Source organism: Rossellomorea aquimaris (assembly GCF_001877785.1).
GTDB classification, from domain to species: Bacteria; Bacillota; Bacilli; order Bacillales; family Bacillaceae_B; genus Rossellomorea; species Rossellomorea aquimaris_A.
Map to the genome: position 1 here is coordinate 310,406 of NZ_MINN01000106.1, position 17,804 is coordinate 328,209.

General features: G+C 46.4%; 20 protein-coding genes. 14 read left to right on the top strand and 6 right to left on the bottom strand.

Annotated features, from left to right (window positions below):
* Window positions 1-16: 16 nt before the first annotated feature.
* Entirely contained in the window at window positions 17-436 is a 420-nt protein-coding gene (locus tag BHE18_RS16375; protein WP_071619586.1) for a pyridoxamine 5'-phosphate oxidase family protein, read from the bottom strand.
* Between the two features lie 141 nt (window positions 437-577).
* Between BHE18_RS16375 and cax the strand changes: the two genes are divergently transcribed.
* The 3 genes from cax to BHE18_RS16390 all read left to right on the top strand — a co-directional run bounded on the left by cax (window position 578) and on the right by BHE18_RS16390 (window position 4,171).
* Complete coding sequence (cax, locus tag BHE18_RS16380) at window positions 578-1,636, top strand: calcium/proton exchanger (RefSeq protein ID WP_071619587.1); 1,059 nt, start codon at window positions 578-580, stop codon at window positions 1,634-1,636.
* Between the two features lie 155 nt (window positions 1,637-1,791).
* Window positions 1,792-3,111 carry a hypothetical protein gene (locus tag BHE18_RS16385; RefSeq protein ID WP_071619588.1) on the top strand — a complete coding sequence of 440 codons (1,320 nt, stop codon included), beginning with the start codon at window positions 1,792-1,794 and terminating at the stop codon, window positions 3,109-3,111.
* 244 nt (window positions 3,112-3,355) lie between these two features.
* The gene (locus tag BHE18_RS16390; protein ID WP_071619589.1) at window positions 3,356-4,171 is read left to right on the top strand and encodes a YfkD famly protein; all 816 of its coding nucleotides are present in this window, start codon (window positions 3,356-3,358) and stop codon (window positions 4,169-4,171) included.
* A 107-nt stretch (window positions 4,172-4,278) separates the two neighbouring features.
* Here the strand turns inward: BHE18_RS16390 and BHE18_RS16395 are convergent, their stop codons facing one another.
* Window positions 4,279-4,575 carry a hypothetical protein gene (locus BHE18_RS16395; protein WP_071619590.1) on the bottom strand — a complete coding sequence of 99 codons (297 nt, stop codon included), beginning with the start codon at window positions 4,573-4,575 and terminating at the stop codon, window positions 4,279-4,281.
* Between the two features lie 289 nt (window positions 4,576-4,864).
* Here BHE18_RS16395 and BHE18_RS16400 point away from each other — a divergent pair, with 289 nt between their 5' ends.
* Entirely contained in the window at window positions 4,865-5,044 is a 180-nt protein-coding gene (locus tag BHE18_RS16400) for a hypothetical protein (protein WP_032085681.1), read from the top strand.
* 238 nt (window positions 5,045-5,282) lie between these two features.
* Here BHE18_RS16400 and yfkAB read toward each other — a convergent pair whose 3' ends face one another.
* On the bottom strand, window positions 5,283-6,410 hold the full coding sequence (yfkAB, locus tag BHE18_RS16405) for a radical SAM/CxCxxxxC motif protein YfkAB (protein ID WP_071619591.1): 1,128 nt from the start codon (window positions 6,408-6,410) through the stop codon (window positions 5,283-5,285).
* A 113-nt stretch (window positions 6,411-6,523) separates the two neighbouring features.
* On the opposite strand from yfkAB, the gene BHE18_RS16410 reads away from it, so the two are divergent.
* The 7 genes from BHE18_RS16410 to pdaA all read left to right on the top strand — a co-directional run bounded on the left by BHE18_RS16410 (window position 6,524) and on the right by pdaA (window position 11,671).
* The gene (locus tag BHE18_RS16410) at window positions 6,524-6,706 is read left to right on the top strand and encodes an SE1561 family protein (RefSeq protein ID WP_032085683.1); all 183 of its coding nucleotides are present in this window, start codon (window positions 6,524-6,526) and stop codon (window positions 6,704-6,706) included.
* Window positions 6,707-7,120: 414 nt separating this feature from the next.
* Window positions 7,121-7,567: a GNAT family N-acetyltransferase gene (locus BHE18_RS16415; RefSeq protein ID WP_071619592.1), complete on the top strand. Its 447-nt coding sequence runs from the start codon at window positions 7,121-7,123 to the stop codon at window positions 7,565-7,567.
* Window positions 7,568-7,665: 98 nt separating this feature from the next.
* The gene (locus tag BHE18_RS16420) at window positions 7,666-9,219 is read left to right on the top strand and encodes a fumarate hydratase (RefSeq protein ID WP_071619661.1); all 1,554 of its coding nucleotides are present in this window, start codon (window positions 7,666-7,668) and stop codon (window positions 9,217-9,219) included.
* Between the two features lie 133 nt (window positions 9,220-9,352).
* A complete protein-coding gene (locus BHE18_RS16425) occupies window positions 9,353-9,790 on the top strand; it encodes an NUDIX hydrolase (protein ID WP_071619593.1) in 438 nt (145 codons plus the stop codon).
* Window positions 9,791-9,842: 52 nt separating this feature from the next.
* Entirely contained in the window at window positions 9,843-10,019 is a 177-nt protein-coding gene (locus tag BHE18_RS23310) for a hypothetical protein (RefSeq protein ID WP_171910732.1), read from the top strand.
* 103 nt (window positions 10,020-10,122) lie between these two features.
* Window positions 10,123-10,683 carry a DUF4825 domain-containing protein gene (locus BHE18_RS16430; RefSeq protein WP_071619594.1) on the top strand — a complete coding sequence of 187 codons (561 nt, stop codon included), beginning with the start codon at window positions 10,123-10,125 and terminating at the stop codon, window positions 10,681-10,683.
* A 214-nt stretch (window positions 10,684-10,897) separates the two neighbouring features.
* A complete protein-coding gene (gene pdaA / locus BHE18_RS16435) occupies window positions 10,898-11,671 on the top strand; it encodes a delta-lactam-biosynthetic de-N-acetylase (protein WP_071619595.1) in 774 nt (257 codons plus the stop codon).
* Window positions 11,672-11,725: 54 nt separating this feature from the next.
* Here the strand turns inward: pdaA and BHE18_RS16440 are convergent, their stop codons facing one another.
* Window positions 11,726-12,160, bottom strand: coding sequence for a DUF4362 domain-containing protein (locus BHE18_RS16440; RefSeq protein ID WP_171910733.1), 435 nt, complete (start codon window positions 12,158-12,160; stop codon window positions 11,726-11,728).
* 115 nt (window positions 12,161-12,275) lie between these two features.
* Between BHE18_RS16440 and BHE18_RS16445 the strand changes: the two genes are divergently transcribed.
* Entirely contained in the window at window positions 12,276-13,145 is an 870-nt protein-coding gene (locus tag BHE18_RS16445; RefSeq protein WP_071619597.1) for a DNA-3-methyladenine glycosylase family protein, read from the top strand.
* Window positions 13,146-13,160: 15 nt separating this feature from the next.
* Window positions 13,161-14,567 carry a 23S rRNA (uracil(1939)-C(5))-methyltransferase RlmD gene (gene rlmD / locus BHE18_RS16450; protein ID WP_071619598.1) on the top strand — a complete coding sequence of 469 codons (1,407 nt, stop codon included), beginning with the start codon at window positions 13,161-13,163 and terminating at the stop codon, window positions 14,565-14,567.
* A 79-nt stretch (window positions 14,568-14,646) separates the two neighbouring features.
* Here the strand turns inward: rlmD and BHE18_RS16455 are convergent, their stop codons facing one another.
* Both BHE18_RS16455 and BHE18_RS16460 read right to left on the bottom strand, forming a co-directional pair.
* Window positions 14,647-15,216: a DUF6143 family protein gene (locus tag BHE18_RS16455; protein ID WP_083573839.1), complete on the bottom strand. Its 570-nt coding sequence runs from the start codon at window positions 15,214-15,216 to the stop codon at window positions 14,647-14,649.
* Window positions 15,209-15,751: a DUF6143 family protein gene (locus BHE18_RS16460; RefSeq protein WP_071619599.1), complete on the bottom strand. Its 543-nt coding sequence runs from the start codon at window positions 15,749-15,751 to the stop codon at window positions 15,209-15,211. Before BHE18_RS16460 ends, BHE18_RS16455 begins: the two co-directional genes overlap by 8 nt.
* A 770-nt stretch (window positions 15,752-16,521) precedes the next feature.
* Between BHE18_RS16460 and BHE18_RS16465 the strand changes: the two genes are divergently transcribed.
* Window positions 16,522-17,802: an ABC transporter substrate-binding protein gene (locus BHE18_RS16465; protein ID WP_141771905.1), complete on the top strand. Its 1,281-nt coding sequence runs from the start codon at window positions 16,522-16,524 to the stop codon at window positions 17,800-17,802.
* Window positions 17,803-17,804: the final 2 nt, after the last annotated feature.

Sequence of the window (17,804 nt, forward strand, 5' to 3'; positions counted from 1 at the left end):
TTGATTAGAACACCGGCTAAAGCGACAGTTCTTGAGGTTCTTTGCCAGGTTTTTCGTAGTAAAGGATGGTGACGGGTTTGAGCTTCAATAGGAGATATTCGGGGTCATCCGGACTCGCGATCCAGTGCCTGAGCTCTTCCGACCAGAATTTCTTCTTGAGTTCTGCAGATTCTTCAACGGATGCTTCTGCTTCGATTTCTACATAATGTTCATGATCTGAATCACGGTCATAGCCGAGCAGGATATGGACATTCGGGTTCTGTGAGATATCCTCTGCCTTGTGGGCATGCTCATTTGTGGCGGTATAGAGAGTAAGACCATCATGATTGAATATCATAAAGCGTGAAAATGGTTTATTGTCGCGGATGGTGGCCAGTGTCCCGATTTTGTGGTGGGAAAATAATTCAGTTACTTTGTCTTTCAGTGTGTTGGTCATAGAAAGTTCCTCCTTGAAAAAGTTCTATCTATTAATGTGGCTTTTCATGATAGTTTCATGAGTTTCTTCGCAAAAAAAAAATCTCACTCCATACACTAGTAAGGGACCTTACAAATATAAACAGGAAAAGAGGACTGCACTGTGAACAAAATTTTTTTAATCCTTGTACTGGCCGGCGTCCCGATATCGGTCATCGGCAGCCTGCTGCACTGGCCGACCGTCTTGATGTTCGTCATTTACTGCCTGACGATCGTCGCGCTTGCAGGTTTCATGGGCAGGGCGACGGAGAGTCTTGCGGTGATATCGGGTCCGCGAATCGGCGGGCTGCTGAATGCCACATTCGGAAATGCGGTTGAACTCATCATTTCAATATTTGCGTTAAAAGCAGGACTCATCGGAGTCGTGCTCGCTTCATTGACGGGATCTGTACTCGGTAATCTCCTGTTGGTGGCGGGGCTTTCATTCTTCGTGGGCGGAATCAAATTCAAGCGGCAGAAATTCAATGTGTTTGATGCACGCCACAATTCGGGCCTGCTGATGTTCGCGGTCATCGTGGCATTCGTCATTCCGGAAGTATTCGCACAGGAAATGAATGAACGTGCCACGATGGTGATGAGTGTGGGGGTGGCAGGGATCCTGATTGCCCTTTATCTGTTCGCCCTTTTCTTCAAGCTTGTCACGCACCGCGGTGTTTATCAGCATGGAGAGGTTGGAGACAAGAATGCTCATGAAGAAGAGCCGGAATGGAGCAAAGGGAAGGCACTCCTCATCCTGGCGGCTTCCACGGCAGCCGTTGCATACGTATCGGAAAGCCTTGTGCATACCTTTGAAGAGGTTGGCACTGCATTTGGCTGGAGTGAGCTGTTCATAGGGGTCATCATCGTCGCGATCGTCGGGAATGCCGCCGAGCATGCATCCGCCATCATCATGGCCTATAAAAACAAGATGGACATCGCCGTCGAAATCGCCGTCGGTTCCACCCTGCAGATTGCCATGTTCGTGGCACCTGTGCTCGTGTTCATTTCATTGTTGTTCGAAACGAGCATGCCGCTTGTCTTCACACTCCCTGAACTGGTCGCGATGGTTTCAGCCGTCCTCGTCACGATCATCATCTCGAATGACGGGGAGACGAATTGGTTTGAAGGACTGACCCTGCTGGCTGCGTACTTTATTATGGGAATCGGGTTTTATCTGTTGTAGGCAAACAAGAAGAAGGATCAGGGGGGAGCCTCTGGTCTTTTTTCATTTGACCTTTTTAGGCGGACAGACTATTTTCAACAAATCCGGGGATTGTACGAACCGTCCCATTTATGCTGAATAAAATAAGACAAGAGTCTGCGTAAAGGGATGATCGTGTGAAAAAAATAAAACTTAGAAAAATGAAAGTCGTGCCTAAAAAAGAAACTCATTGTAAGATCACGCTGCCTCCGAAAGGATGCGGTTTCTTTCCTCCCGGCGTGTGTGAAAACCCGGTGCTTCAGCTGGATGAAGTTGGAGCGATCAGCTGTGAGGGTATCATCAGCGGAAGGATTTTGTGTGATTTCAGGCCGCTGCAGGGGGTGACGGTGAACCTGAAATCATCCTTCGACGGACTGAAATTCGAGGACGACACTCCGGTGACGGACAGTACGGGCCGTTTTTCTACGAGGGTGACGGTTGTACCCGGGACTCAGATCACGGCGGGCGTCAAAATAACGGCAACTGCCCAAGTCGGTACCGTGACGCTTGAAGATGAAATTACGATCCGTGTGGATTGCATCGTGTGCCTCAATCCTCTCCTGACCTTGAATCCAATTCCAGATACCGTCGGCTGCCGGGGAACACAGCTGACCGGGAAGCTTACCTGTGACGGAGTGCCGATAGCAGGTGCTCTAATCACGTTTACGATTCAATCTGCCTCCAATAAAGTGATCGCTGCCCCTAATCCTGCAATTACATCTGCGGACGGCACATATACGGCTGTACTTGTCCTGTTCCCGGATATCGATGAAATCATCACCATCACGGCAAGTACCATGATTGGCGGAAAGCAAGTCTCATCCATTACACGTCAAGTCACCGTCCTGTGTGTGAAATGTCAGAACCTGTCCATCACGTTGAGTACTCTGAAACGGAACAGGATCAGCTGCAGGGCCGTCATTTCAGGAACATTATCCTGCGATGGACAGCCGCTTGCCAATCGGACCGTCTCATTGACAGGTTCACCGATACTGCAATTCCTTCCGTCCAATCCGATAACCGATGATGAAGGTGTATTTACATCCGTGATCGCAGTGGATCCGGGAACGCCTTTTCAGCCTGCATCATTCACGGCGAGTGCCACAGTCGATGGTAAATTTGATTCGGTGACAGTCGATGTGTCAGCTGGCTGCCTGCCAGCGAGGCCGGTCATGACACTTGAGATTCCGGAAGGACCCGTTACCTCAAATGGCGGTAAAATCATGGGTCAGCTTACGTCACACGGATTTCCACTAAAAGGCGTTGAGGTGGAACTGACAACGTCCCATGAGCAAGTTCTTTTTAAAGATAGCAAAGTGGTCACAGGTGATGACGGCCGTTTCGCTGCGTATATCCAGCCGAATCAAGGAATAATTGGAACCGTCAAAATAAAAGCGGTGGCATCGGTCGGTGAAAAGAAAAAGTCCGTCAGAAAACGAATCAGGATCGGTTCCTAAAAAAAACAGCGGTTCCCCGTTTAGGGAACCGCTGCTTCTTTGGGAAAATAGAAAATGATTTATGAAAAACTGCCAGCATTCCAAGATGTCTGACAACCCTCCAGGTGACTTCATTATAAAATAATTATCGAATTTTGTAAATATTCTTTCAGTTATAAGATTTTATTTTTCCGTGGATAAGCTCCTGCAACAAAGAAAAAACTAAGGGCAAACCCTTAAGTTTAAGTTGAAAGGAGACTATACCATGAAGCTAATGCGTACAGTTCTTATGTTTATACTCGCATTCCTTGTAGTGTCTACCGGCACTCATGCAGAAAAAAGTCCCGCTCCGAGAAAAGATGCTGATTCAGGAAAAGTCACAATTCCAAATTCCGTCCTGGACATTGCAAAAGAAAACACATACCCAAATTCAACACAGGATCAGCCGTATCTGCAGCCCAGCGAATTTACCCAAGAGCTCTTGGATACAGCAAATGTTAAAATTGAAAACCCAAACCTGATCCGCATCCTGAATGAATCTTCCATCAATAAAGCGCCGACCATCGGATTGCGTGCAACCATCTATCTCGGGGAATGGCCGCTCAACTATGCTTCAACCGAGACATCCCCGAACTGGGAATACCAGAAGATCAACACGAATTACTATGATAACCGCGGTGGAAAAGGCAACTATCAAATCCACTACGTTCAAGAAGCGCAGAAAGTAGTAAAAGGCGGGCTGACAGCGAAAGTGCCGCATGCGGATGACGTAGAAAAAATGATGATGATAAAAGCCATGGACAACTCCCAACTGCCGCTTGCGTTCCAGACGATCGTCGGTGCAGGTACGAAAAAGAACCAGGTTTATAATATTTCACCAAAACGCCTGGGCTATCTGTATGCATACGCACCTGCCATCAATGAAAAAGGAAAAGTGACATATGGAGAAGTATATCTGCAGATGAAGGGTACAAAGCGTTCCGTTATTGTCAAAAACGTTACCTCTCAAGGAGTAGGAGCCTGGATTCCGATCCAGGATCACGTGCATTTCGGATTTATGGCAAGCGAAGTACCGAGATAAAAGAGAAGGTCATTCCTCAAGGAGGTCCTTCAGTAGATTAATTCACAAGCTCCCATTCAAAAGGTCTGTTCCTTAACATATTAATGTGCTAAGGAACAGACCTTGTTTTAGGTGTGTGAGTTCAGTGGCGGCTTGCGCTTTTTAAAAATACCGAAAGCTGTAAGGATGAGACCGATAAGGAAAAAGAGGACGAAGAGCATGACCATCACAGCCCCTCCGGCAAATCCATCCCCGACCCTGATGCCGAATGCTATGCCGCAAAGAAAGGAGAAGAACGGAGCCAAGCCCGCCATGAATACAATGCCCCAGGTGATCAGCTTTCTTTTGACCGAATGGCCTTTACTTAAATAAAATCCAAAGATCAGTGCCATGACGCTTATGAAAAATGCTACGCCCATTGCCACCTGTCATTCCTCCTGCAATTATTTATAAATGGTTCGTATTGCATTGTGAATATATGGAACGTTGACCGATCTAGAATCGTTACTAATTATAAAAAACATTACAAAGAATTATACCAAATATTAGAAAATAAAGTAACCTTGTTTCAGGTGAACCTTCGACTATTTGTAAATAAAAAGGTTTACTATTTGTCGAAAAAGGGAAAAGAATTAATTCCCTCAACCCCTATGAAACATTTCTGATATATGTTATAATATTCAGAATACTCTAAATATATGGAGGTGAATTGAAATGGAATATTTATTAGTATTCGGAGCTGTGCTCGTGCTGGCTACGGCTATGAGAATCTGGTTCGGATCCAGACGCGCGAAGTATTACGCAGAACGAATCAAGCGCTACGGTTTAGGTGAACAGCCATTTGAGAAGGCGGCACGTGAACCAGCACCGATTGACGAAAAGACGATTAAATAAGAAACACTTCGGATTATTTCTTTCCGGGGTGTTTTTTTGTTTTGAGTGAAGCAGCACACAGCCTTCGATTCTGATTGTGAGTTGCACAGTAATAGGGAAAGTGAGTTACACAGTAATAGGGAAAGTGTCGCAATTATTATGGAGGTGATTACCGGGAAACCGGCGCAATAATCATGAGACAGGCCCAATAAACAGACGCAAAAAAACCGGCTCCACCAGGAAGCCGGGCACACGGTCATCACCGCTCAATCAACGCTTTTCTTTTAGAAAAATCCACATTCTCATAATACATGGACTTCACCAGTACATTCGGTCCGAGACATTTAGCTGCCGGGCAGTAGCAGTTCAATTCCTTCGCAAGCTCCTCTTCCTGCCATTTATCGAAAATATCTGGCAGTGAGTCATTCGTAATGTTTCCAAGCGGCGGCGTATCACCGAAGTCGGTTACAATGACGTCGCCGGTGAAAATATTTACGTTCAATCGCGAGCGGCCATCGGGATCATTTCGCACACTTACATTTTTGGCTGAGAACAGCTGCTTCAATAAGGCACGGTCTTCTTCCGAGGTGCTGCATGGATAGAATGGCAGCGTACCGAACAACATCCACACATTTTCATCACGGAATTCCAGGATGCTTTTAATGGCATCCCTCGTCTCATCAAGTGACAGGGTCTCGAGGCTCGAAGCGAAATCTGAAGGATACATAGGATGGATTTCGTGTCGGCCGCATTTCATCTCATCGACAACCTGGCGGTGGATTTTTCCGAGATAAGGCAGCGTGTTTTTATTCAGCATCGTTTCAGCAGAAACAAGCACCCCTGCTTCCGAAAGAGCACGGCTGTTCTCAATCATCCGGTCAAACAGCTTCTGGCGCTGCTCCCGTGTCGGCTTCCGCTCCATATTTGCAAAGCCGACATCGATGAATTCATCGGTAGTGCCCCAGTTGTGGGAAATATGTAAAACATCTAGATAAGGGGCAATCAACAAATAACGGTCAAGGTCCAGGGGCAGATTCGAATTAATCTGTGTATGTACACCCCTCGAATGCGCATACTTCAATAGCGGCAGCACCACATGTTCCACCGATTTCTTGGAAAGCATCGGCTCCCCGCCAGTAATACTAAGAGAACGAAGCGTCGTAATTTCATCAAGGCGCTGAAACACGGTATCCATCGGCAGTGTCTCGGGATCCTTTGGCGTCAGCGTGTAACCGACTGCACAGTGCTCACAGCGCATATTGCAGAGCGTAGTTGTCGTAAATTCGATGTTGGAAAGCGTAATGCCCCCGTGCTCCTCAATATCGAGATATGCCTCCCAAGGGTCATGGTCAATCGACATCTTCTTGGAGAGAGTGGTTGATTTCATATAGTAAAAACTCCTTTACAATAAGTCACTAACTCATTATTGAAAACTGCTGACCCCTTGTCAATCCGAAAGTTATTGGTTACCATGATAAAGGTATGAAAGGAGAGATTCTCTTGGGCAAAGCCGTAAATGATAAAAACTCACAGGTAGACTACCTGAAACAGCGTTTGAATCTGTTTGTAGATGTGCTGGATTCCATCGACCCTGAACAGGCCGATGTGGAAGATATCGACCGCCTGATTTCCATGATCGATGATATAGAGACGAAATGCGAACAATTTAAGAAGAGCGAATAAGAGTCCTGGTGATGGGACTCTTTTTTTATTGTTGGGGAGTGGGATTTTCTTGAGCCTGGCTCAGATTTGATGTTTTGAGCCTGACTCAATTGAGTGGATTTGAGCCAGGCTCAAAATGAGGTAATTGAGCCAGGCTCGGGAATGGTGATCGGTACCAGGTACATTTCAGGTGATTTGTACCTGGTACAAATTAAGCTTGTTGTACCAGGTACATCCGATCCCCTTTGTACCAGGTACAATTACTTCCTGCTGTGCCAGGAACAATTCCCCACCATTGTTCCTGGCACCGAAAAAATAATATCGATATTTCCCGGAAAATGATGAACCCTGTCATAATTCCTCTGAGCCCAGAAGGGATTACACCGATTTTAGTCAAATACATAACAGTGGTTCACTTATAAAGGAGAGATACATATGCAAATCCATGCGATACAAAAAGAGCAGTGCCCCGCAGCAAAGGAAGTCATCCTGGCCGGATTCCTTGAGCGGTTCGGTTTCATCGACCATACCCTGAACCCAGACATACAGGATATCTGGAGTGAGTACATGCAGGAGGACGATTTATTTTATGTGGGGATGGACGGGGATAGAATGATTTGTACCGGGGCGATCAGGAGGGAATCCGAAGATACTTTTCAGGTCGTGAGGATGTCTGTGTTGAAGCCTTACCGGAAGCACGGTCTCGGCCGGCGGATGCTCGCTCATTTGGAAAATAAGGCACAGGCACTGGGCGCTAGGAAGCTGATTCTTGAGACGAATAAACAGTGGGCGGACGCCATCCATTTTTATAAAAAGAACGGGTATTCCGAGACTCATGAGGATGAGGTGTCCTGTTATTACCAAAAGGAATTTCCTTTGTGAAATCCCTTTCAATCCGATTCTTATAGGAGTATAATGATTGGTGAAAAATCATGAATCGTTTATACAATTCAATTGGTAGAGGGGAAAGGGGAAGAATGATGAATAAAGAGACATTGCAGCAAAGTATGTATGACTTGATCGTGGAAACGTCCACGAACCTGCCGAAGGATGTGCGCCGTGCGATCCGTTCTGCAAAAGAGCGTGAGAATGCGGGGACGCGGGCGGCGATGAGCCTTGATACGATTTCGAATAACGTAAAGATGGCGGATGACAATGTATCTCCGATTTGTCAGGATACAGGGCTTCCTACATTTAAAATAAAGACTCCGGTCGGTGTGAATCAACTGGAAATCAAAGATGCGATCTATGCGGCGATGGTACAGGCAACGAAGGACGGGAAACTGCGCCCGAACTCAGTTGATTCCCTCACTGGTGCTAATTCTGGGGACAACCTGGGTCTGGGTACTCCTGTCATCAAGTTCGAGCAGTGGGAAAAAGATTATGTGGACGCACGCCTTATCTTAAAAGGCGGCGGCTGTGAAAATAAAAACATCCAGTACAGCCTGCCATGTGAGCTTGAAGGCCTTGGCAGAGCGGGCCGTGACCTTGACGGGATCCGAAAATGCGTGATGCACTCCGTGTATCAGGCACAGGGGCAGGGCTGCAGCGCAGGATTCATCGGAGTCGGTATCGGGGGAGACCGCTCGTCGGGATATGATCTTGCTAAGGCACAGTTATTCCGTTCAGTGGATGACGTGAATCCTAATGAAGATCTTCGCAAACTCGAAGAATACGTGATGGACAATGCAAACGAACTTGGCATCGGTACAATGGGCTTCGGAGGGGAAACGACGCTTCTTGGCTGTAAGGTCGGCGTGATGAACCGCATTCCGGCAAGCTTCTTCGTATCGGTTGCCTACAACTGCTGGGCGTTCCGCCGTCTCGGTGTGAAACTTGATGCCGAAGGTGGAATCGCTGAGTGGTTCTATCAGGAAGGCGAGAAGATCGATCTTACTCAAGGGTCCGAAATTGAACTTGAGACGGCAGCTGCTGATGCCGGTGAGGCGCCGAATGTGGTGACGCTTCAAGCACCGATCACGGAAGAGCAGATCCGCGAACTTAAAGTGGGAGACGTAGTGAAAATCAACGGCCGCATGTACACGGGCCGCGACGCGATCCACAAATACTTGAGTGACAACGATGCGCCGGTAGACCTCGACGGACAGATCATCTACCACTGCGGACCGGTCATGCTGAAGGACGATGAAGGCAACTGGCACGTGAAAGCGGCCGGCCCGACGACATCGATTCGCGAGGAGCCTTACCAGGGCGATATCATGAAGCGATTCGGCATCCGCGCAGTCATCGGAAAAGGCGGCATGGGGCCTAAGACGCTTGCTGCACTTAAGGAGCACGGCGGTGTTTACCTAAATGCAATCGGCGGAGCAGCTCAGTACTATGCTGACTGCATCAAAGGTGTGGATGGTGTCGATTTGATGCAGTTCGGTATCCCTGAAGCCATGTGGCACCTGAGTGTAGAAGGGTTCACTGCGGTCGTGACAATGGATTCACACGGGAACTCACTGCACGAAGAGGTCGATAAATCATCACTGGAAAAATTGGCTCAGTTCAAGGAACCGGTATTTAAATAATAGAAGAACAGCGTCTTCGGGTTTTATGCCCGGGGCGTTTTTTTTTATGGAGGTTATTGGAAATAACGGTCAGTGCACCGGGTGCTTGTGGTAAAATAAGGATAATTGATGCGTTTTGAAAGGAGGAAGTACTATGAGCAAAAATCAACACGCGCAGCAAACCTTTACAACGCCAAAACATATCGTCTCTGCCGCCACAATCGTCTTGAATGAGAAGGGTGAATTGTTGTTGATCAAAGGACCGGATAGAGGCTGGGAAATGCCGGGCGGCCAGGTAGAGGAAGGCGAATCACTGAAGGAAGCGGCCATCAGGGAAACAATCGAGGAATCCGGGATTGAAGTTGAGATCACGAAGTTCTGCGGGATTTTTCAAAACGTGAATGCGTCCATCTGCAACACATTGTTTTTGGCAAAGCCTGTCGGCGGGACGTTGACTATTTCTGAGGAAAGTCTCGAGGTCGGCTTCTTCCCGGTGGAAGAGGCATTGGAAATGGTATCGTTTCTGAATTTCAGGGAACGGATTAGATACTGCCTGGATGAAGGGACTCACCCATTTTATGTAGAGTTTTAATGATTGCCGGAATCGGAATTACATAAAATAGTAAAAAAGGAGGCGTCCGACTATGTGGTGGTTCTGGATCATGATTGCAGGGATTTTGATTTTTGCTTATCTGATTGATGTTCGGAGAAAGCGGAGGGAAAATGATGATCATCTGCATGGAATCAATCCGGGTGCGAAGCCCGGGGAAGATAGTAATTATACTGGAGGTGATCACCGCGGGAGTTCGGGAGGTCACTGAAAGCAGCATGGGATTTCCTGCTGTTTTTTTTATTTACGAATATACTGAAGAACTTTCCAACAATCGCCATCTTTAGTATACTACGGGGAAATGGAGGGATCTTATGAAACGGATTACAGCAATCTTCATCTTGATACTTGCTGCGGCAGTAATTCTTGCAGCCTGCAGCGAGCCGGCGCATAAGGTTAAAATTACGAAAATAGAAAATGTAAATATGGAAAAGTTAAAGAAAATGACCGGAACCTATGTCGGGGACAATAATAAAGTATACAGCATCGTTCAAAGCTTGCCAGGCGGTGAAACCGTGAAGGGAATCGACTTGTCCGCTGAAAGAATCAAGGTTACATATGGTCTTGAAGAAGGATCCGGCATCTCACAAGAGCAGTTCAATAAGTACTGGTTCAATGGGAAAAATGTCGATAAGCAGAACTTTTATTATAATGCCATTTATCTGGCGCTTTTAGTTCCTAATTCGAAAGGATACTCTTTTGAAATCGAGGATACTACACTTGATGTCACGAGACAGCAGGTCGAAAAGGAATTGAAGGAAGAATTCAAGGATTTTCCCGATGTGAATGATGAAGAAGCCGTCACGAAATTCATTGATAAAAACAAGGCTAAATTAAAGGAACTTGCCAGTGAAGAGTATCAGGCTTTTCAGTAAGTGCAGCGCCTTAAAGAAAAATCGACAGCTCGAGCATAAATTCCGTAATCCGAGCACAAATCATATGTTTTCGAGCACAAATCCAAGGTGCCGAGCAAAAAACCAAACTTTTCGAGCATAAACTAGACGAGCTGCAGCATTTGGATACTTTTAGTAAGCATGAAACCTCCAACTTCTCAAAAACTAAAGAAAATGAATGAGAAGGAAGGTTATTATGGCTAAGTTACTGAAAATCCTATTGATTTCGTCCCTGTTCATCCTGATCCTGCCGGCCAATGCGAAGGCCGTGTCGAACAATCCGATCGGCTGGGGTTTCAAGAAGAGCCGCGATGAAGTACCGGCAGAGGCTGGATCGGCATATGACACGCTTCTTGAAAAGTACGGGGCTTTCTATAAAGGCTCCCCTGATAAAAAGGATATTTACCTCACATTTGATAATGGCTACGAAAATGGTTACACAGAAAAAGTCCTGGATGTTCTTAAAAAAGAAAAAGTGCCTGCGACGTTCTTCGTAACCGGACACTATCTGTTAAGCGCAGAGGACCTGGTGAAACGAATGGTGAAAGAAGGTCATATCATCGGTAATCACTCCTGGCATCACCCGGACTTCACCACTACGACTGACCAGCGGATCCGCGAAGAGCTCGAAAAAGTGCAGGTGAAGACCTCAGAGCTGACCGGTCAGAAAGAAATGAAGTACCTGCGCCCGCCACGAGGCGTATTCAGCGAGCGTACCCTTAAGGTCGCACAGGAAGAAGGTTACAAGCATGTCTTCTGGTCACTTGCATTCGTCGATTGGAAGACGAACGAGCAGCACGGCTGGAGATACTCCTATGACAACATCATGGCTCAGATCCATCCCGGAGCGATCATCCTGCTTCATTCCGTTTCCAAGGACAATGCCGATGCATTGGAAAAAGCGATTCAAGATCTGAAAAAACGCGGTTACACGTTTAAAAGTCTGGATGAACATCCGGCGATGAAATAAGTTGAAGGGACGGGCCAATCGTGGTCCGTCCCTAGGTGTATAAACCAGGATGGATCATTCATACCATAATACAGTTTTGTTGTATTCTTTTTTGTTACATTCTTTTAAGTTATATTCGCTTTGTCTGTCGGAGGGTGTAAATTCAATTTTCCTGCATTTCATTTTTACTGTTTCACCACTTCCATAGGCATCCCTTCGTGAATCTTCAAAAGAATGAATGACGTCACCATCGTATTCCAAGTCATGGAGAATGGGGTCTCCTTCAATCGTATAACTGACAATTCGAATATGAGCTTTCTTATCGTTCTGTACGTTTTCGAAAAAAGCCTCAAACTGATCCAGATTTTCTATCTTTCCATGTCTATTGACCACATCATCTGAAGCAGGGGCAAATGGTTTCCCGACTTCAATCTCTGCCTTATCCCCCGCCTCATCACAACCTCCAACCAGCATCACCAAAAATAACCCTGCGACCATCAACTTTTTCATTCCCATCATCCCTTCTTACCTGATTCTACCAAATTAGACGCCGCTCTACGTTTAAAGGTTACACCTGGCTTATGCTATAATACACATACGAGTTTTGACGCGGAGGGATGAGAAGATGGTAACGAGGAATGTCAGGATTGAAGGGCCGTACAATTTCGACCGGGTGCTGGACAGGCTTTCGCTGGATCCGCTGAATGCAGTGGATAAGGAAGGCCGGAGCGTCAAGGTGCCTTATTACTTAACGCATGGAGATGGAGAGGTCATCAACGTGCAGGCAGTCGGAACTACAGAGGAGCCCGAGTTCAATATCACCTTTGAAAATGATGAAATGCTGGAAGAGAAGCACAACCGGATCTCTGAGATATTTCAGTGGCATAAAGGTCTCCATGAGATGCATGAGCATTTCCTGCAAACGGAGCTCAAGCCCATATTCGAGGAGCATGCGGGAACGCCGCTCGTCCTTGAATTCGATCCATTCGCGAGCATCGTGAAGAGCATCATTCACCAGCAGCTCAACCTGAAGTTCGCTTTCACGCTGACGCACCGGTTTGTCACGACTTACGGATGGCAGAAGGGCGGCGTGTGGTTTTATCCATCTCCTGAAAAAACGGCAGCACTTACGGTGGAAGAACTTAGGGAGCTCCAGTTTTCACAGCGGAAAGCGGAATACGTCATCGGACTCGGGGAGAAGGTGGCAAGCGGAGAACTGAATCTGGATGAGCTTGCACAAGAATCCGACGAAGCCATCATTAAAGAGCTGACAAAGATCCGCGGCATAGGACCGTGGACGGCACAGAGCTATCTGTTGTTCGGACTCGGCCGCCCGAATCTGTTTCCGACAGCCGATATCGGTATTCAGAACGCCATTAAATTGCTATATAAAATGGACAGAAAACCCACCCAGGAAGAGCTTGAACAATTCAGCTCGCCGTGGCATCCTTATTTAAGCTATGCATCCCTATATTTATGGAGAAGTATCGAATAGAACGGACGTGAATCAATGAAAAAGCAATACACGAAAAAACGGCAAGGCAACAATAATGAAGTGAAGATCGAGCTGAAACAGCAGTTTCCGCTTACGATAAAAAAGATCGGCATCAACGGTGAGGGCATCGGTTTCTTTAAACGGAAAATCGTCTTCGTCCCGGGAGCCCTGCCAGGGGAAGAAGTGGTGGTCGAAGTCACCAAGGTGCACCCGAAATTCACGGAAGCACGCATCAAGAAAATCCGAAAGAAGTCACCGCAGCGGACAAAGGCTCCCTGCCTCGTTTATGAAGAATGCGGCGGCTGCCAGCTTCAGCACATCACGTATGAAGGTCAGCTCGAAGCAAAGCGCGATATCGTCCTTCAGTCCCTGGAACGTCATACCAAACTGAACTTGGACGAACTGGATGTCCGTCAGACGATCGGCATGGACAACCCATGGCACTACCGCAACAAGAGCCAATTCCAAGTAGAGACCCATAAAGGAAAAGCCTTCGCCGGCCTCTACAGCATGAACTCCAACAAGCTGATCAACATTGACGAATGCATCGTCCAGCACTCGGCAACCAACAAAGTCACAACAGAAATCAAACGTATCATCAACGACTTCAACATCCCTGTCTATGATGAGAAAAAGAAAAAGCCGATCCTGAGAACGATCGTGACGCGGGTCGGATTCGAAACTGGACAGGTGCAGGTCGTACTGGTAACGAACGACAAAAAGATCCCTCGCAAGGATTTGCTGATATCTGAGATTGAAAAACGCCTGCCGGAAGTCGTATCGATTGCCCAGAACATCAACCCGAAGAAGACGGGCATCATCTTCGGCGACGAAACGATCCATCTCTCAGGAAAAGAAAGCATTGAAGAACGCCTTGATGAATTCACCTATGAACTTTCAGCACGTGCATTCTTCCAGCTGAACCCGATCCAGACCATAAAGCTTTATAACGAAGCGAAAAAAGCAGCGGCTCTGACAGGTGAAGAGAGGGTTGTCGACGCTTACTGCGGAGTCGGTACAATCGGACTCTGGCTTGCTGACGGTGCGAAAGAAATTCGCGGGATGGATGTAGTAAAAGAAGGAATCGACGACGCCAAGAAGAATGCTGAACGATTCGGAGTCAACCATGCCGATTACTTCGTGGGAAGCGCCGAAGAACTCATGCCGAAGTGGAAAAAAGAAGGCTGGAGACCGGACGTGGTCGTAGTCGATCCACCGCGTACAGGATGCGACCAGAAGTTCCTTGATACAATCAAGGAAGTGAAGCCGAAGAAGTTTGTGTATGTAAGCTGTAATCCTTCTACGCTGGCAAAGGATATTGAGTATTTGAAGAAGCAGTACACTGTTGAATATTTGCAGCCGGTGGATATGTTTCCGCAGACGGCGCATGTGGAGTGTGTGGCGCAGATGATTTTGAAATAAAACAATGCAAGGTGTTTGATCCCAGTATGGGTTCAAGCACCTTTTTTATTTGGATAGATCATTGGAAGAAGTCAAATGGCTAAGCTTTTTCCTCCCACCACCCATAAGCGATTCGTGCATATGCCTGCTTTTGCCCCGGAGATAAAAAGGATAAGGTAAAGGAACTTCCTGGAGGCAGGATGAATATGCCTTGAAAATCATGTTTTGTAAGGGTGAGCATGGGTTCAACCCTTCTTACGAATGCATGGGTGCCGCCCTGGGGGGTTCCTGATACGAAGCTGGCGTTTCTTATTTTCCCTTCAGGCATCCGGGCAGGATGAATAGCCTGGTTCCCGGCAGCAAAATGTGGCGACGTTTTTCCTCTACCGGGACGTTTACTGCTTAGCCAGGCTTCAGCTGTTAATGGCTCATTTGAATAGTTGGAAATGGTATAAGCATTCAGAAACATATTCACCTTTGACCCTGCCGGATTAACTAGACTGCCCCAGCCAGTGTACCCTCCTCCCAAGGATATGAGATCAGTTTGACCCAGAAAGTACTCACCAAGATAGGAGTGATAAACATTTTCCGGCAGTACAGTTGCCTCCTGAATGTTTTTTTCGTTAACTCTTGGCTCAAAGTTCATATCTGCCTTCTCATAATCATGCATCGGCCGCTTCCTCCCACCAGGTCATAACGATTGTACCTGTAATATGTTGATATCCCGGCGGTCTTAGAAGGATTGAGAATGAGTCTCCCGGGCCGATGATGATCGAACCGTTGTGTGAATCGCTTACGAGGGTGGAATTTTGAGCAACAATCCTATCAAATATATTCACACCTTTTGACATGGGCTCAGCAGAATATCCAGCATATTTCATTACTGCTTTAGGCTGTTGGTAAGGAGAAAATGCCTGATTTGTTGGGGTTACATTGGAGGAAACGGCTGCATTTTTTGGAGGTGCGGCGTTTAACAGGATTTCACTGATGAAATGTTGATTTGAAAAGTTTGTTATCGTGAAAATATCGATATATACATTGACTCCTGAATCAATCGGATTTACTAAACCGCCCCATGCAGAATATCCGCCGCCGAAATTCAACACTCCCGTTTGACCGATAAAGTATTTTCCGCGCCTTGAATTTAAGGAAGGACTGGACACATTCACCACTTCAATTGGCTGTTTATTCGTTTTATTTGGCATATTATTACTCCTAACTGTGCATTTGTCATGAGTATATATATGAAACGGTATAGGCAATTGTTCAATCTGAATAAATAAGGTACAAGATAAGCTGACACAACTAGTGTTGGAATGAACCATATTAAACGCAAAGTAATGAGTGCAAATGAACGGTTGCTTGTTTATTTTTAATGTCAGCTAATAATAGATGCGGGGACAAAAATCATTTAGCCCGGTAAAACCCAAGCTGCTTTAAGAGTGCCAAATTAGTTGGGACATTTATAGGTATTGTACATATGAGCGCTTAGTTTAAGTTTGTTCAGCAGTTGATTGGAGTGCAAGACGAAGACTCCTGCGGGAAGAGTAGCTAATGTGAGACCCCACAGGGAGGTACGACCGAGGAGGCTCACGGGCTACCCGCGGAAAGCGAAGTCTTGCACGGAAATCAATAGCGTTAATAAAGCATACACTGGGGTGATTTATTATTTATTAGTTACTGCCTTAAGAACTTTTTGGTGTCTTTGTTTTCCTTCTTCTCACCCACTTAAGGAGTAATAGCAAGAAGTTAATTTGTAAAGCTGTTGTAAAAATCAAGAAATTCATTGCCAACTATTAGCATGTATTGTATTATTATGAATAATCAGACATATAGTTTAGACAGGTAGTTGTCTAAGGGTAGAGATGCGGAGAATCCCTGTGACCAATGAATTGCATGACACTTTTTTGTGGTGCAGTTTATTGTTCATGGGTTTTTTTATGAAAAAAATGAAAACAAAGGGGAGGAAATGTGCATGAAGACCAAGGTTTTATCATTCGTTTTAGTGTTGATGGTTGTGCTTGCCGGATGCAGCAGCAGTGAAACCGGCGGCGGGGATGGAGGAAAGACTGAAATTGATTTCTGGTTCCCGGTAGCGGTCGGCGGGGATGTAGCGAAGATAGTGGATGGGATGGTTGCTGATTTTGAAAAAGAAAACCCAGATATCAAAGTAAATGCGAAATACGGTGGCAGTTATGCCGAGACTATGACGCAGGTAATGGCATCTGCACAGGCGGGTAATGCGCCGGAGCTTGCGGTGTTATTCTCGATTGACCTGTTCACTTTGCTTGAGAATGATCTGATCGAGGAATTGAACCCGATGTTTGATGAAAAGTATATGGATGATTTCTATGATGGCTTCATGGCGAACTCTTCCATCGGGGATAAGGTATACAGCCTTCCGTTCCAAAGAAGTACGATCGTCCTTTACTACAACAAGGATGCGTTCAAAGAAGCGGGGCTTGATCCCGAGGCTCCTCCTGAAAACTGGGATCAGCTTGTTGAATACGGGAAGAAGCTGACGAAAAATGGCGGCAAGGATCAATGGGGACTTGAAATTCCGAGTACCGGCTATCAGTACTGGATGTTCCAGGCTTTAGCGCTTCAAACTGAGAAGAACATCATGGCCCAGGACGGAAAAGAAGTGTATTTCAACGCACCTTACGCGAAAGAAGCCATGGAGTTCTGGCTGTCTCTTGGAAAAGAGCATAAAATCATGCCAGAAGGCGTCACAGAATGGGCGACGGTTCCTTCTGACTTCCTAAGCGGGAAAACGGCGATGATGTATCATACGACGGGTAACCTGACGAATGTGAAGAATAACGCGGACTTTGATTTCGGTGTGTCCTTCCTGCCGGCGAATAATCAGTATGGTTCACCAACCGGCGGCGGAAACATCTACTTGTTCAAGGATCTTCCGAAAGCGAACAAGGAAGCTGCCGTTAAGTTCATGAAGTTCCTGACAGAGCCTGAGCGTGTAGCGCAGTGGTCGATCGATACAGGCTATGTTGCGACAACTGAATCTGCTTATGAAACTGACCTGTTGAAGAAGTATGTAGAGGAATTCCCTGCAGCATTGGTGGCACGCGAGCAGCTGGAATATGCAGATAGTGAATTGGCCACGTACCAAAACGGTGAGGTTCAGAAAATCTTCAATGACCATATCCAATCGATCCTGACGGGTCAGAGCACGGTCGATGAAGGTTTGGATAATGCACAGAAAAAGGCGGAAAAAGTGCTTGAGCCTTTTCAATAAGA

Excerpts from the sequence above, each read along its gene's own strand:
- BHE18_RS16375 (WP_071619586.1), bottom strand. The coding sequence starts at position 436 with ATGACCAACACACTGAAAGACAAAGTAACTGAATTATTTTCCCACCAC.
- BHE18_RS16390 (WP_071619589.1), top strand. The coding sequence starts at position 3,356 with ATGAAGCTAATGCGTACAGTTCTTATGTTTATACTCGCATTCCTTGTA.
- BHE18_RS16400 (WP_032085681.1), top strand. The coding sequence starts at position 4,865 with ATGGAATATTTATTAGTATTCGGAGCTGTGCTCGTGCTGGCTACGGCT.
- yfkAB (WP_071619591.1), bottom strand. The coding sequence starts at position 6,410 with ATGAAATCAACCACTCTCTCCAAGAAGATGTCGATTGACCATGACCCT.
- BHE18_RS16415 (WP_071619592.1), top strand. The coding sequence starts at position 7,121 with ATGCAAATCCATGCGATACAAAAAGAGCAGTGCCCCGCAGCAAAGGAA.
- BHE18_RS16420 (WP_071619661.1), top strand. The coding sequence starts at position 7,666 with ATGAATAAAGAGACATTGCAGCAAAGTATGTATGACTTGATCGTGGAA.
- BHE18_RS16425 (WP_071619593.1), top strand. The coding sequence starts at position 9,353 with ATGAGCAAAAATCAACACGCGCAGCAAACCTTTACAACGCCAAAACAT.
- BHE18_RS23310 (WP_171910732.1), top strand. The coding sequence starts at position 9,843 with ATGTGGTGGTTCTGGATCATGATTGCAGGGATTTTGATTTTTGCTTAT.
- BHE18_RS16430 (WP_071619594.1), top strand. The coding sequence starts at position 10,123 with ATGAAACGGATTACAGCAATCTTCATCTTGATACTTGCTGCGGCAGTA.
- pdaA (WP_071619595.1), top strand. The coding sequence starts at position 10,898 with ATGGCTAAGTTACTGAAAATCCTATTGATTTCGTCCCTGTTCATCCTG.
- BHE18_RS16440 (WP_171910733.1), bottom strand. The coding sequence starts at position 12,160 with ATGAAAAAGTTGATGGTCGCAGGGTTATTTTTGGTGATGCTGGTTGGA.
- BHE18_RS16445 (WP_071619597.1), top strand. The coding sequence starts at position 12,276 with ATGGTAACGAGGAATGTCAGGATTGAAGGGCCGTACAATTTCGACCGG.
- rlmD (WP_071619598.1), top strand. The coding sequence starts at position 13,161 with ATGAAAAAGCAATACACGAAAAAACGGCAAGGCAACAATAATGAAGTG.
- BHE18_RS16455 (WP_083573839.1), bottom strand. The coding sequence starts at position 15,216 with ATGCATGATTATGAGAAGGCAGATATGAACTTTGAGCCAAGAGTTAAC.
- BHE18_RS16460 (WP_071619599.1), bottom strand. The coding sequence starts at position 15,751 with ATGCCAAATAAAACGAATAAACAGCCAATTGAAGTGGTGAATGTGTCC.
- BHE18_RS16465 (WP_141771905.1), top strand. The coding sequence starts at position 16,522 with ATGAAGACCAAGGTTTTATCATTCGTTTTAGTGTTGATGGTTGTGCTT.